The organism is Campylobacter corcagiensis (assembly GCF_013201645.1).
Taxonomy (GTDB): domain Bacteria; phylum Campylobacterota; class Campylobacteria; order Campylobacterales; family Campylobacteraceae; genus Campylobacter_B; species Campylobacter_B corcagiensis.
In genome coordinates this window covers 811833-826382 of the sequence record NZ_CP053842.1, presented here as the reverse complement: position 1 = coordinate 826382, position 14550 = coordinate 811833, and the positions used below count along the sequence as shown (strand labels likewise).

Genomic DNA, 14550 nt, shown 5'->3' with positions numbered 1-14550 from the left:
CCAAATTTAGCTAAAATCAAGCTATTTTTATTAAAGGAAAATTAAAGTGGATTTTTACGACCCAAAAGAGATTGAAGAAAAATATTATAAAATTTGCGAAGAGCGTGGATATTTTGAAGTTGATGGCAACAAAGATATTTTAGAAAATGATAAAAAATTTTGCATTATGATGCCACCACCAAATGTTACAGGAGTGCTTCATATTGGGCACTCTTTAACTTTTACCTTGCAAGATATAATGACAAGATATAAAAGAATGGATGGCTATAAAACGCTTTATCAACCAGGCATGGATCACGCAGGAATCGCCACTCAAAATGTGGTAGAAAAAAAGCTTTTAAAAAGCGGCATCACAAAAGAGAGTTTAGGAAGAGAGAAATTTATAGATGAAGTTTGGAAATGGAAAGAAGAAAGTGGCGGCACGATCCTAAAACAGATGCGAAAACTAGGCATAACTCCTGCTTGGAGTAGGCTTAGATTTACCATGGATGAAGGGCTTAAAAGTGCGGTTAGAAAGGCGTTTGTGAGTTTATATGATGCTGGACTAATTGAGCGTGGAAATTATATGGTAAATTGGTGCACGCACGATGGGGCTTTAAGCGATGTAGAGGTTGAACACAAAGAGCACAAAGGAAAGCTTTATTATTTAAAATATTTTTTAAGTGGTAGTGATGAATTTGTAACAATTGCCACCACCAGACCTGAGACATACTTCGGCGATACCGCTGTAATGGTAAATCCAAACGATGAAAGATATCAAAGTTTGCTTGGCAAAAAGGTGATTTTACCTATCATAAACCGCGAGATTGAGATAATTGCTGATGAGCATGTTGATATGAGTTTTGGAACAGGTGTGGTAAAAGTAACTCCAGCGCACGATCAAAACGACTACGAAGTTGGACTTCGTCACGATTTAGAATTTATTACTATTTTTGATGAAAAGGGCATTTTAAATGAAGAGTGTGGCGAGTTTGCAGGACTTGAAAGGCTTGAAGCAAGAGAAAAAATTATAGAAAAACTACAAAGCCTTGGAAATGTTGAAAAAATAGAAGATTACACAAATCAAGTTGGATATTGCTACCGCTGTAAAAATGTCGTTGAGCCTTATATCTCAAAGCAGTGGTTTGTGAAAAAAGAGATCGCAAATGATACGATAAAGGCGGTAAATTCAGGCGAAGCACAGTTTTTTCCAGCGCACTGGATAAATAGCTTTAATGCTTGGATGAGAGATTTAAAGGACTGGTGCATTTCAAGGCAGCTTTGGTGGGGACATCAAATTCCTGTATTTTACTGCGATGAGTGCGGACATGAGTGGGCTGATGAAGATGAAAATCCGCCACGATGTCCAAAGTGTAAAAGCACGAAATTTCACGCTGATCCAGATGTGCTTGATACTTGGTTTTCTAGCGGACTTTGGCCGTTTTCTACCCTTGGCTGGGGAAACGGTGAAATTTACAAAAACGAAAAGTGGTTTTGCACTGATTTAGATGAGTTTTATCCAAATACGATGTTAATAACTGGCTTTGATATTTTGTTTTTCTGGGTTGCAAGGATGATGTTTCAAAGCGAAAATGCGTTAAAAAAACTACCATTTAAAGATATTTATCTCCACGCTCTTGTAAAAACTGCAACTGGCGAAAAAATGAGTAAAAGTAGCGGAAATGTTATTGATCCATTAGAAAAGATTGAAGAATACAGTGCTGATATTTTGCGTTTTACTTTGGCACTTTTATGCATTCAAGGGCGTGATATCAGGCTTAGCGAAGAAAAACTGGTGCAAGTTAGAAACTTTACAAATAAGCTTTATAACGCTCATAAATTCCTACTTTTAAACGAGAAAAATTTTAAAAATTTAGACGAAATAGAGTTAAAAACAGAACTTGGAATTTATATGAAAAGTAGATTTTTAGCGTGCGTTAAAGAAACTAGAAAAAATCTTGATGAGTATAGATTTAACGACGCTGCAAATACTATTTATAAATTTTTATGGGATGAGTTTTGCGACTGGGGAATTGAGTTAAGTAAGGCTGAAAAAGAAGCTATAAGCGAACTTGGAGCGATTTTTAAAGAGGCGATGAAGTTACTTAGCCCGTTTATGCCGTTTTTAAGTGAGTATTTATGGCATGAGTTAAATGGCACAAATTTAGAAAATAACGCTTCAATTATGATAAAAAAGTATCCAAAAACCAAAGAGCAAAACGAAAATATAGAAAGCAAATTTAACATAATAATAGAAAGCATAATCGCCATTAGACGGGCAAAAGCAACAATTGATCTAGGAAATTCAAAAATTCCACTTGCTTATATAAAGCTTAATGAAAATTTGGATTTAGAAAACGAGCTTAAATTTATAAAACTTCTTGCAAAATGCGATGATGTAAAATTTGTAAGTGAAAAAGTGGCCGATTCAGTTGCTGATGTGAGTGAAAATTTAAGCGTTTTTGTGCCTTTAAGTGGGGTTGATTTAAGCGAAATTTTAAAAAGACTTAACGCTCAAAAATCAAAGCTTGAAAAAGAAATTTTAAAGCTTAGTGCGATGCTAAATAATGAAAATTTCATTAAAAATGCCCCAGAAAATGTCGTCCAAACAAACCGTGAAGGGTTAGAAAGTGCCAAAACTCAACTTAGCAAGGTTGAAAGTGAGATAAAAAATTTAGAAAAATGAAAGCTTATCAAACTATAATTTTACAAAAGTATAAAAGATGCTAAAAGTAACATTTAATATGGAGAGTTGTAAGTAAATTTAAAAAATAGCAAATTTATTCAAAAGGATAAGAAATGAAAAAAGCTATTATTTTTGCATGTTTTGTAACTTGTGCTCTTTTTGGCAATGATAATTTTATCAAAGCCGATGAAGCTTTTGCAAAAGGTGACTTTGAAAACGCGTTTAAATACTCTAAACTTTCTTGCGATGATGGAAATGCAAGCTATTGTTTCAATCTTGGCATTTTATACGATACAGGTAAAGGCGTAGAGCAAGATTTCAAAGAGGCATTTAAACATTATAAATTAGCTTGCGATGGCGGACATGCAAGTGGTTGTTATAATGTCGGTGTTTTTTATTCAAAAGGTCAAGGTATAGAGCAAGATCGCAAAAAAGCAGCGAAATATTATAAAATATCTTGCGATGGTGGGCATATAGAAGGCTGCTTTAATCTTGGAGTTTTATACGATAATGCCAAAGGTATAAAGCAAGATTTCAAAGAGGCATTTAAGTATTATAAACTATCTTGCGACGGCAAAAATGCAACGGGCTGCTTTAATCTTGGAGTTTTATACGATATGGGTAAAGGTGTAGAGCAAGATTATGAAAAAGCGGCTAAATATTACAAACTATCTTGTGATAATGGGCACTTTGGAGCATGCTTTAACCTTGGTAGTTTATATGAAAATACTCAAGGCATACAGCAAAATTATGATGAAGCATTAAAATATTATAAATTAGCTTGTGATAATAAAACTCCACAAGGCTGCTTTAACCTTGGAGTTTTATACTACAACGCCAAAGGTGTAAGGCAAAACTATAGCGCAGCAAAAGAGTATTTTAAAAAGGCTTGCGATCTGGGATTACAGATTGGTTGCGATTATTACGCTAAATTAAACAAACAGGGGTATTAAATTTAATCTTAAGCTATGATTTTTAAATAAATATTTTAAACAAAAGATAGAGTTTTATCTGTCTTTTGTATTTTTCTTAAAAACTCAACTATCAAATCTATCTTTTAAAAATTTTTCCATACAGATACCCAACACCAAAGCCTATCAAGTGAGCATACCAGCCTATTTTTATACCTGCAAGCATCGGCACAAAACTCATTATCAAAATAGCAGCTATTAGCCCTTTTCTACTATGTGGATCAAGATAAGCAAGTAGCCCTAAAAGTACCGATATAGCTCCACTTGCCCCTACTAAATTTATAACTGTTGAGTTATATGTTATCATTATATATGTGTATATTACGCTAAAAGCTGATGTTATAATTCCGCCTATAATGTAAACAAGAGCAAATCTCACACCTCCAAGATATCTTTCTAAAATAGAGCCAAACTGATACAAAACCGCCATATTCATAGCGATATGTAAGAAATTTGCATGCAAAAACATCGTAGTAAAAACCTGCCAATAAAAGCCATTAAATATAAAATAATTAAGCCCAAAGTATGCAAAAAATACATCTTTATTTACTACAAATTCTGATAAAAAAAAGACCACAAAATTAAGAGCTATCAAGGTAGCTGTTACAAATAAATTCTTATTTAAAACCATAAATCCTACCTAGCCACTCTTCCATAACCTGCAAATTTATTTGATGTTAAACATCTTGAATCACCTCTTTGACATCTTACGATATAGCTATTTTGGGTTATCGAGCCAGTTTTATTTACATTTTTACGGTTTAAATTCATAAAATCAATTTTGTTTTTACCTCTAGTATTATGCACAAAACTCACCCTGCCATCCTTATACACATCTCTAATTACACCAATGTGAGTAATATGCTTTTTCTTAGAGTTTTTTGTGTTGCTTGTGGTATTGTAGAAAAATATCAAATCACCAGGTTTTGGATCTTTATAAAATATACCTTTATTTGCCGCGTAAAGGTTATAAATCCCTTCACTTTTTCTATAGCTTGTCATATGTTTGTGAAGTTCATTTGGGTTAAAGTATATCTCATCATTTTTAGAGTTAAGCAAAGTTATAAAACCAGAGCAATCCCCACCTGCCCCACTTCCTTCGTATTTATAAACACTATTTAAAAGATCGCCAATACTCTCATTATAATCAAACTCAACTATTTCGCCAAAATAATTATCACTCAACATAAAATCAGGTGCTTTTGGAGTGTTACTTTGCTTTGTTGAACACCCTGTTAAAATGATAGCAAAAATAGTAAATTTTAAAAAAACCTTATAAATCATCTAAATTCCTAAATTTCAAACTAAGCTAGGATTTTACTAAATTTTAGTAAACGCTATTACCCCTTTGTAAGTAAATTTTTAGTATAATTCTTGTTTAAATGCAAATTTAAGGATAAAAAAGTGCAGTATTTAGAGATAAAAGGTGGTAAAAAACTAAGTGGAAATGTAGAAATTTCAGGGGCAAAAAACGCAGCCCTACCATTAATAGCCGCTACAATTTTAAGCAAAAATAGCGTTGAAATTTCAAATTTACCAAATGTCGTTGATATAAAAACATTAATAAAACTTTTAGAAAATTTAGGGGCAACTTGTGAATTTAAAGATAATCATTGTGCCAAAATAAACGCATCTTGCATAAATTCTACCAAAGCTACATATGATATCGTTAGAAAAATGAGAGCTTCTATACTTGTTTTAGGTCCGCTTCTTGCTAGGTTTGGGCATTGTGAAGTATCTCTTCCTGGAGGGTGCGCAATAGGTGCTAGACCAATTGACTTACATCTTAGTGCTTTAGAAAAAATGGGTGCAACTATAGAAATAAAAGATGGTTATGTTATAGCTAATGCCAAAGACGGACTAAAAGGAGCTATGATAAGCTTTGATAAAATCACAGTTACTGGAACTGAAAATATAGTCATGGCTGCATCTTTAGCTCATGGCAAAACAACCATAATAAACGCTGCAAAAGAGCCAGAAGTGGTTGCTTTGTGTAAAATTTTAGATAGTAATGGAGTAAAAATAGATGGTATTGGTACTGATGAGCTTGTAATACATGGAACAAATGGCAAGCTTTTAGACATAAATAGCATCAAAGTTATCCCCGATAGAATAGAAGCAGGTACTTATCTATGCGCAGGAGCTATAACAAATTCTAAAATTTCTATCACAAACTGCGAGCCAAAACACTTAGGTGCAGTTATTGCTAAACTTCAAGAAATGGGCTTTGAGTTTGAAATTTCAGGTGATAAGATCACGATTTTACCAGCTGATAAAATAAAACCAGTAGAGATCATCACAAGCGAATATCCTGGTTTTCCAACCGATATGCAAGCGCAATTTATGGCGATTTGCACAGTAGCAAATGGCACAAGCTTGATAGACGAAAGGCTTTTTGAAAACCGCTTCATGCACGCTAGTGAGCTAAATAGAATGGGTGCTGATATAAAGCTAAATGGAAATGTCGCAACCATAAAAGGCATAAAAAATTTAAATGGAGCTGATGTTATGGCGACTGATTTAAGGGCTAGTTCGGCTCTGGTTTTAGCTGCTTTAGTGGCAAATGGCGCAACAAAAGTTCATAGAATTTATCATCTTGATAGAGGTTATGAGAATTTAGAAGGAAAGTTAAAGGCACTTGGTGCTGATATATTAAGGGGTGATGAGTGAGATATATGAATGAAGTTGGATTGGATGAAATTTCTAATATGCTTGAGCCTTTTTTAACAACAACTACTGTTAATTTAGATGAGTGTTTGGGTGAAATTTTAAGTAGTGATATCATAGCTCAAAAAAGTCTTCCTTGTTTTGATAATACAGCTCTTGATGGATACGCTTATAACTACGCTGATAGAGGTAAAAAACTTAAAATACTAGGCACCATTTTAGCTGGAGATAAAAGTGTATATGAGATAAAAAGTGGGCAGTGTTATAAAATAATGACAGGAGCGATATTTCCAAAAGGCGCTGATACTATTGTAAGGCTAGAAGATGCTAAATTTGATGGTGAATTTTTAGTGCCTGACAACGATACTAAGCAGTTTAACGCTCTAAGATATGCTGGAGAAGAGATAAAAAAAGGTGAAATTTTACTTAAAAAAGGTGAAATTTTAACACCGGCTTTAGCCATGTATCTAGCAAGTCAAGGAATTACGAAAATAGAAGTAGCAAAAAAGCCTAGCATTGCGATTTTTTCAACAGGCGATGAGATAAAAGAGCCATGGGAAGAAGCTGATGAGAGTGAAATTTATAACGCAAACGCTACTGGAATTTCAGCAGTTTTAGCTAAATTTGGCTTCAAAAGCCAATACATTGGCATTATAAAAGATGATTTCAACCAAACTTTACAAAGACTAAAAGATGCTAGCGAAAATTTTGACGTCATCATCACAAGCGGCGGTGCAAGCAAAGGCGAAGCAGACTTTATGCACAGAGCACTTAGTAGTTTGGATTTTACTCAGACATTAAATGGTATAAAAATCGTCCCAGGCGGTGGACCAACAAAGTGCTATAAAAAAGGCTCAAAACTTGCATTTGTGCTACCTGGAAACCCAATGGCGGCTTTTTTAATGACATATCTTATAACCATACCTGTACTATTTAGGGCTTTAGGAAAAAAGGACTTTTTATATCAAAAAGTAAGAGCAAATTTAAAAGGTTCATTACAGTTAAAACCAAATAGATCAAATATTGTTTATGGAATTTATGAAAATGGTGAATTTATACCTACAAACACTAAATTTGGCTCTGGAATGATAAGACCATTAGTAGAATCAAACGCCATGCTTGTATCAAAATTTAACCAAACCAAGCTTGAGAACGAGCAAATTTTAGAAATTTTATTGACAAAGGTGTAACTTTATGATAAAATCACAGTTTTATTTTAGTTGCGGGAATAGCTCAGGGGTAGAGCACAACCTTGCCAAGGTTGGGGTCGCGAGTTCGAATCTCGTTTCCCGCTCCACTTTAACTCCAAATTTATCTCTTATAAAGAATTTAAAATGAGAATTTTACTTTGCATAACGGGTGCTAGTTTAGTGAATTTAGGCTTAAAGCTAATTCCACATATTGCTAAAGAAAACGAACTTTTTGTAATAATAAGCAAAAATGCAAAAGTTGTTTTAGAAAAAGAAAATGGCCTGAAATTTGATGAAAAACTCTATCCAAACGCTATATTTTTTAACGATGAAAATATCTACGAAGGTCCAGCCTCAGGCTCATTTGACATAGATAAAACAATTATCGCACCTTGTAGTATCAACACCTTAGCTAAAATTCACTCAGGCATTTGTGACAGTTTAATCTCAAGAGCTGCAGCAGTTTCTTTAAAAGAGCAAAAAAAGCTTATTTTAGGCGTTAGAGAGATGCCATTATCAACAATTTCTTTAAAACAGATGCATGAGTTATCAAGCTATGGAGTTATTATCGCACCGCCTATTTTAGGAAGTTATGCAGGATTTAAAAGTGTTAATGAGATAGAAAATTTCATACTTGGAAAGTGGCTTGACCTACTTGAGATAAAAAACGAAATTTATAAAAAGTGGAGTTAAATCACTAGTTTAAATTACTATATTTTAAAACCTATTTAAAAACCACGCTATTTATAAAAGCTATTTTAAACCACGCTATTTCTAAAACCTTGATAGATATCACTAGCAAAGATGTTAAAAATTTTATTTTTCATCTCTTCATTATTTAAAAGCACGCTATTAAACTCTTCGTTTTTATAATAATTATTTGTTAAATCCTCTTCTATAACACTACTATATAAAAGCTTAAAATCATCAAATGAGTTATTATTAGCACTATTTTTTAATTCTTGTGAGTTTTTAACCCTTTTTACTACGCCATATACTGATTTTATAGCTAAATCTTTATCTAATTTTCCACCATTTAGTATATTTATCTCATCTATTATAACTGATAGTCTTTCTTCTTTATCATCTCTACTTCCAGAAGTAGTAACACTTACTGGGCTTATTAAAGGATCTGATTTTAGCCTACTACTATACTCGCCTGTTTTTTCCTGTCTAAAATTTATAGCTTTTACCTTATCATCTATTTTAAAGTTATTATTTGATTTTTTGGTGATTAGATATGGCAAAATAGTAGTTATAAATTTATATTTTTTATGGATTTTTTCATCATCAAAAGGCAAATTTAAAGATAAAAATTCATAAATTTTAACAAAAGCCCTTAGCAGTTTTACAAAATTCCTTTTTTCATCAATATCCAATCTATCAAAAGCCCTTTTTGTTCTTTGGCAAATCGCTTCTATGGCTTTTTTAGCATTTAAGCTTAAATTTCCTTCTTTGTATTGAGTTTTATCATAAATTATATTATTTAACTTTTCTATATCAAACATATCAAAGATATAATATCCATCTATCCTAGCTTCAAGATCATAAATAGCTTTTTTTGTAATAAAGCTTGATAAAATCGTAGTTGTATAATACCTAGAAAAAGCATCTTTTATATCGTCATAACTATTTTCAAAATCCACCACAAAAGTTTTCTTATCATATGGTTTATAAATTCTATTTAGCCTTGATAGAGTTTGAACTGCATTTACCCCATCTAGCTTTTTTGCTACATACATAGCACATAGTTTTGGCTGGTCAAATCCTGTTTGGTATTTATTTGCCACTACTAGGAATTTATATGCTTTTTCATCAAACTTAGCTGTTAGTAAATTTTCACTTATAGCGTTAAGCATAGTTTCGCTGTATTCAGTGCCATCAACCATCACACTACCTGAAAAAGCCACCAAAGTTTTCATATCAAAGTAGCCATTTTTAGTAAGATACTCATTTAAAATTTTATAGTATTTCACAGCTGCTTCTCTTGATGAGGTTATTATCATAGCTTTTGCATCACCGCCTAATTCACTCATAACATTTTGCCTAAAATGCTCTACTATTATCTCTACTCTATCAGATATATTATTTTCATTAAGTGCTACAAGTTTTTTTGCTAGAGTTTTCACACTAGTTTTACTACATTTTGGATCATTTGCTACTGTCTTAACTAGATCAAAATATGTCTTATAAGTCATATAATTACTAAGCACATCAAGTATAAAGCCCTCTTCTATGGCTTGTTTCATAGAGTATAGATGAAAAGCCTCTTTTTGACCATTTTTATTTATATTACCAAAAAGCTCTATCGTTGAGTTTTTTGGCGTAGCTGTAAAGGCAAACATAGAAACATTATCTTGCTTACCAAATGATAAGATTTCTTTTTCTAGTTGATCTTGTGCGTCGCCACCACCCAAAGCTACATTTAAAGCACTCATATTTTTACCGCTTGTTGATGAGTGTGCCTCATCTATAATAACAGCGAAATTTTGATCTTTTAGTTTTTTGATACTATCTAAAATATAAGGAAATTTCTGTATAGTTGTGACTATTATTTTAGTATTTGAGTTTAAAGCCGCAGCTAAATCGCTTGAGTTTTTACTATCATCCATAGTTTCTACAAAACCCGCTTTTAAACCAAGGGCTTCTATGGCGTTTTGAAGTTGTCTATCAACTACAACTCTATCAGTTACAACTACGACTTTATTAAATATCACTTTATCATTTTCATTATGAAGTGTTGCAAGTCTGTGAGATAGCCAAGCTATGGTTTTGGTCTTTCCACTTCCAGCACTATGTTGTATAAGATAGTTTTTAGAAGTTTTATTTTTAAGCACATCAGCTATGATTTTTTTAATAACATCTCTTTGATGAAACCTAGGAAATACTAAATTTTTATCATCCATTATAAATTTACTAATCAACTCTATCACAGACTCTTTTTTAAAGACATCTTCCCACATATATGACACACTTGCTCTATCTTTAAAGATAGGATTTCCGCCACCCTGATCTATGCCCTTTCCTTTGCCCATATTAAAAGGCAAAAAAATGGTCTTTTCTTTATCTAGCTTTGTAGTCATATAGCACTCATTTCTATCCATAGCAAAAGCCACCAAAACGCCAGTTTTATTAGCAAAAATTCTATTATTTATATCTCTTTGAGTTTTATACTGATTTATAGCATCTTCGTAGGTATTAGGTAGAGTTTTAAGCTCTATACACATGATCGCAAAACCGTTTAAAAACAAAACTAAATCAACTCTTTCTTTATCTGAAATTTTAACCTCTTCTATCACAGAAAAGATATTTTGATCGTATTTTTCAACTAAATCGGAGTTTAAATTTGAAGCTGGTTTTGTATAGAGTAAATTTAGCTTTATACCTGAAATTTCAACTCCATTTTTTAAAGTCCTAAGTAAATTTGATGAAGATATGCTTTTATTTATGCTTTTGATTATAGTTTTTGCAAGATCTTTTTCATGAATTTTTTTAAGTTTTATTAACTCATCTTTTTGAGTAATTTCTAAAAATTTAAAAAGCACTTTAAAATCCATAGCGAAGTTTTTATCATAGTTTTTATTTTTTCTTATAAAATATCCATTATGCTTTTTTAAATAGTCTAAAATTTCACTTTGAAACTCATATCTTTCATCTATCCTAGTTTTTATCATTTTACTTCCTTTTTGCCTGTGACATACTCATAAATTAAGGATTTTTTATACTCATCTAAAATTTCTAACTCTTTGTTTTTTAACTCTATAATCTCATCAATTTTCTCACACTTTTTATCTAAATAATTTGCGATTTCTTGCTGTTCGTTAAGGGGTGGAAATGGAAATTTAATATTTCCAAAATTTGTAGTTGTTAATTGATTTATTGTTGAAGTTAAAAAGGTTTCTAAATAGTATGAAAAAATATCTGAATTTAAAACATAATACATAAATTTACTATTTTTTGTTCTATATATCATCATAAAAGCACCAAAAGTAGCTGTTATATTACTATTTATTATTGTATTTTTTCCTATTAAATTTTTACTTCCATTTCTGGAACAAATCAAAATATCGCCTTTTTTTATCATTAAATTTGATTTGATTTGTGTTGAAACATAAACATTATCTTTTAAATCAATTTTTCCATTTTGTATATTTGATGAGCGTAAAACTAAAATTCCATTATTCTCATCTGTCATATCATTTGGTGAGTAAGTTAAACCATTACGATATTCGCCAGTATATTTAACTTTTGAAATTTTCCAATGGCTAGGAATTTCGCCGATCCACTCGATACCGCTATCTTTAAATTTAGCGTTTTTATCAAGCCCTTTTGTTACAGCTTTTGTTATGATAGATTTTTTAAACTCTTTTAAATTTGATATTTGAGTTAAAATTTTATCTTTTATAAGATCTATTTTCTTACACTTTTTATCTAAAAAATTAGTGATTTTAATCTGACTTTCCAAAGGCGGAAATGGAAAATTCATATTTCCAAAATTTTTACTCGTTAGTTGGTTTATTGTTGTAGTTGAAAAAGTTTCTAAATAATATGTAAAAATCCCTGAATTTAAAACATAGTACATAAATTTAGGATTTTTTGTCCTAAATATCATCATGAAAGAACCAAAAGTTACAATTTTGTCAGTATTTATTATTGCATTTTTTCCTACCAACTGCTTACTACCATTACAAGAGCAAATTAAAATATCACCTTTTTTTACAATTAAATTTGAGTTAATTTTAGTTGAAACATAAACATTGTCATTTAAATCAATTTTTCCATTTTGTATATTTGATGAGCGTAAAACTAAAATTCCATTTTCTTTATCTGTAACATCATTTGGCGAGTATGTTAAGCCGTTACGAAATTCGCCTACATATTTTATCTTTGAAATTTCCCACTCCTTAGGAATTTCGCCGATCCACTCGATACCGCTATCTTTTAAATCCCTCATTTAAAACTCTCCAAATAGTTCAGCCACGACTGAATTTATAGATTTTTCAAGGTTTATAAACTCATCTTTTAAAATTTGTGAGCTTTTAGGCTTTTCATACTCATAAAAACACTTTGTAAAAGGTATCTCCGCGCCTGTTTTTAAAACTTGCTTTTTAGCGTTTAAATTCTCTTCAAAAAACGCCTTCGCATCAGGAATATGCGGTAAAACTTCGTTTTTCATATACTCATTTATTTTAGCCTTAAAAGGTATGATTTCAGTGTCTTTGGTGGATTTATCGTAGATGATATTTCCTTTTTTATCTTTTTGAATTTTAGCGTTTTTATCCATTTTAGATAAACCCTCGCAAATTTTATCAATAAGCTTTTTATCAACATCTGGCAAAAAGCTTTCTATAACAGGCTTAAACTCATCAATATGCAGATAAATTTTATCGCTTTTATTTGAGTTTAGAGTATTTAAAATTTCATTATATAAATTTTCATTTTTTTGAAATTTTGTAAGTGTTTTTTTATCATTTGAACTTAACTTTTCAAGCGAGTTTAACTCATCAAATTTAGCCTTATCAAAGATAGTTGATAAAGCATTTGTTTGTAGTAAATTTTCTACTCTTTCATCATTTATAGCATAACTTCTTTGAAGTGGCTGATAGATAGCATACTCTTTATAGATAAAGTCTGTATTATCATAAATTTTACAATGCTTATTTTCTTTAAAATCTTTATAAAGCTTGGTTATAGCTTCTCTATCGTCTTTTGTGATTTCGTTTTTTTTGTTTCCTAGGCTTTTTCTTAGTTTGTGAGATAGATGAGCGGCGTTGATGAGTTGGATTTTACCTTTTCTGATTTTTCTTTTATTTTTAGATAGTATCCAGATAAAGGTTGAAATTCCGGTGTTATAAAACATATCTGTATTTAAAGCAATAATTGCTTCGATAAGATCATTTTCTAAAAGATACCTACGAATTTGCGACTCGCCTGAGCTAGTTCCACCGCTAAAAAGCGATGAGCCATTTTGTATGATAGCAGCTCTACCTAAGTTATCATCTAGTTTATGAATGGCTGATTGGATAAATAAAAGCTGAGAATCACTAGTTGCTGGAAGTCCTGCGAAAAAGCGTGAGTTTGGTTTATTAGCTTCTTTTCTAACTGCTTCTTCGCTTCCTACTGATGCATCTTTTCCGCCCCACGGAGTTCCAAATGGAGGATTTTCTATGACAAATCTCATTTTTTGATCTTCAAAGCAGTCTTTTTTCATAGTATCAACAAGCATTATATTATCAGCATCTTGCCCTCTTATTAACATCTCAGCTAAACACATCGCGTATGACTCAGGGTTTTTTTCTTGAGAGAAAAGCTTTATATAAGCCGATGGATTATGATGCTTGATAAAATCAGCCGCAACACTAAGCATACCGCCCGTTCCAGCTGCTTGGTCTAGTATAGTTATGATTTTATTTTCCTCAAAAACATCTTCACAATTTTCAGATAAAAGCACACTAACCATTAGCTTTATGATATCTCTACCTGTGTAGTGATCTCCTGCTTCAGCGTTTTCTGAAAATTTTCTAATTAACTCTTCAAAGATATAGCCCATAGTCATATTATCAATTGTTTTTGGGTCTAAATCAAGTTCGCTAAAAGCTTGGATAATTGGATAAAGTATATCGTGATTAGCCATTTTATCGATTTGTTTTTCAAACTCAAGATTTTTAATGATATCTTTTACATTTGGCGAAAATGACTTTATATAGCTTTTAAAATTTTGTGCTATTTGGTCTGGGTCATTTAGTAAATTTTCAAGGTTAAATTTACTTGTATTATAAAAGTCAAATTTAGAAAACTTACAAAGCATAGCAGCTGGAAGTGAGTTGTTTTTATCGTAAGCTTTTATAACTTCATCTTTTGTTATGGATAAAGCACACTCAAAACGCCTAATAATCGTCATAGGAATGATAACTTCTTTATATTTATCGCTTTGATAAATACCGCGAAGTTTATTTGCAATAGACCAGATGAAATTTACTGTTGAAGTGACATTTATAGGTGTTTCTTCGTAGGTGAGATTTATATTTTTTAAACTATCCATACATAACCTTTTTTT

10 protein-coding genes and 1 tRNA gene are annotated in these 14550 nt (G+C 31.5%); 6 read left to right on the top strand and 5 right to left on the bottom strand.

Annotated features, from left to right (window positions below; all coding sequences use genetic code 11):
• Positions 1–46 precede the first annotated feature (46 nt).
• Positions 47–2665, top strand: coding sequence for a valine--tRNA ligase (locus CCORG_RS04355; RefSeq protein ID WP_025803473.1), 2619 nt, complete (start codon positions 47–49; stop codon positions 2663–2665).
• 113 nt (positions 2666–2778) lie between these two features.
• On the top strand, positions 2779–3618 hold the full coding sequence (locus tag CCORG_RS04350; protein WP_025803474.1) for an SEL1-like repeat protein: 840 nt from the start codon (positions 2779–2781) through the stop codon (positions 3616–3618).
• Between the two features lie 97 nt (positions 3619–3715).
• Here the strand turns inward: CCORG_RS04350 and CCORG_RS04345 are convergent, their stop codons facing one another.
• Together CCORG_RS04345 and CCORG_RS04340 are read right to left on the bottom strand one after the other, a co-directional pair.
• Positions 3716–4267: a rhomboid family intramembrane serine protease gene (locus tag CCORG_RS04345; RefSeq protein ID WP_025803475.1), complete on the bottom strand. Its 552-nt coding sequence runs from the start codon at positions 4265–4267 to the stop codon at positions 3716–3718.
• A 5-nt stretch (positions 4268–4272) separates the two neighbouring features.
• Positions 4273–4920, bottom strand: a complete 648-nt coding sequence (locus CCORG_RS04340; protein WP_034971548.1) for an NlpC/P60 family protein — start codon at positions 4918–4920, stop codon at positions 4273–4275.
• Positions 4921–5040: 120 nt separating this feature from the next.
• On the opposite strand from CCORG_RS04340, the gene murA reads away from it, so the two are divergent.
• The 4 genes from murA (at position 5041) to CCORG_RS04320 (ending at position 8186) form a co-directional block, all read left to right on the top strand.
• On the top strand, positions 5041–6306 hold the full coding sequence (gene murA / locus CCORG_RS04335; RefSeq protein WP_025803477.1) for a UDP-N-acetylglucosamine 1-carboxyvinyltransferase: 1266 nt from the start codon (positions 5041–5043) through the stop codon (positions 6304–6306).
• Positions 6307–6311: 5 nt separating this feature from the next.
• Entirely contained in the window at positions 6312–7493 is a 1182-nt protein-coding gene (locus CCORG_RS04330) for a molybdopterin molybdotransferase MoeA (RefSeq protein ID WP_025803478.1), read from the top strand.
• A 32-nt stretch (positions 7494–7525) separates the two neighbouring features.
• A tRNA-Gly gene (locus tag CCORG_RS04325) sits at positions 7526–7600 on the top strand.
• Positions 7601–7637: 37 nt separating this feature from the next.
• Complete coding sequence (locus CCORG_RS04320; protein ID WP_025803479.1) at positions 7638–8186, top strand: UbiX family flavin prenyltransferase; 549 nt, start codon at positions 7638–7640, stop codon at positions 8184–8186.
• Positions 8187–8251: 65 nt separating this feature from the next.
• Here the strand turns inward: CCORG_RS04320 and CCORG_RS04315 are convergent, their stop codons facing one another.
• From CCORG_RS04315 to CCORG_RS04305, 3 genes are read right to left on the bottom strand one after another with little or no spacing between them, the layout of a single operon-like run.
• Positions 8252–11167: a type I restriction endonuclease subunit R gene (locus CCORG_RS04315; RefSeq protein WP_034971550.1), complete on the bottom strand. Its 2916-nt coding sequence runs from the start codon at positions 11165–11167 to the stop codon at positions 8252–8254.
• The gene (locus CCORG_RS04310; protein WP_025803481.1) at positions 11164–12447 is read right to left on the bottom strand and encodes a restriction endonuclease subunit S; all 1284 of its coding nucleotides are present in this window, start codon (positions 12445–12447) and stop codon (positions 11164–11166) included. Before CCORG_RS04310 ends, CCORG_RS04315 begins: the two co-directional genes overlap by 4 nt.
• On the bottom strand, positions 12448–14535 hold the full coding sequence (locus tag CCORG_RS04305; RefSeq protein WP_025803482.1) for a type I restriction-modification system subunit M: 2088 nt from the start codon (positions 14533–14535) through the stop codon (positions 12448–12450). It abuts the gene before it with no gap.
• Between the last annotated feature and the right edge of the window lie 15 nt (positions 14536–14550).

Bases quoted from the DNA above. Each gene is read 5' to 3' on its own strand.
- CCORG_RS04350 (WP_025803474.1), top strand. From the start codon at position 2,779: ATGAAAAAAGCTATTATTTTTGCATGTTTTGTAACTTGTGCTCTTTTT.
- CCORG_RS04345 (WP_025803475.1), bottom strand. From the start codon at position 4,267: ATGGTTTTAAATAAGAATTTATTTGTAACAGCTACCTTGATAGCTCTT.
- CCORG_RS04340 (WP_034971548.1), bottom strand. From the start codon at position 4,920: ATGATTTATAAGGTTTTTTTAAAATTTACTATTTTTGCTATCATTTTA.
- CCORG_RS04330 (WP_025803478.1), top strand. From the start codon at position 6,312: ATGAATGAAGTTGGATTGGATGAAATTTCTAATATGCTTGAGCCTTTT.
- CCORG_RS04320 (WP_025803479.1), top strand. From the start codon at position 7,638: ATGAGAATTTTACTTTGCATAACGGGTGCTAGTTTAGTGAATTTAGGC.
- CCORG_RS04315 (WP_034971550.1), bottom strand. From the start codon at position 11,167: ATGATAAAAACTAGGATAGATGAAAGATATGAGTTTCAAAGTGAAATT.
- CCORG_RS04310 (WP_025803481.1), bottom strand. From the start codon at position 12,447: ATGAGGGATTTAAAAGATAGCGGTATCGAGTGGATCGGCGAAATTCCT.
- CCORG_RS04305 (WP_025803482.1), bottom strand. From the start codon at position 14,535: ATGGATAGTTTAAAAAATATAAATCTCACCTACGAAGAAACACCTATA.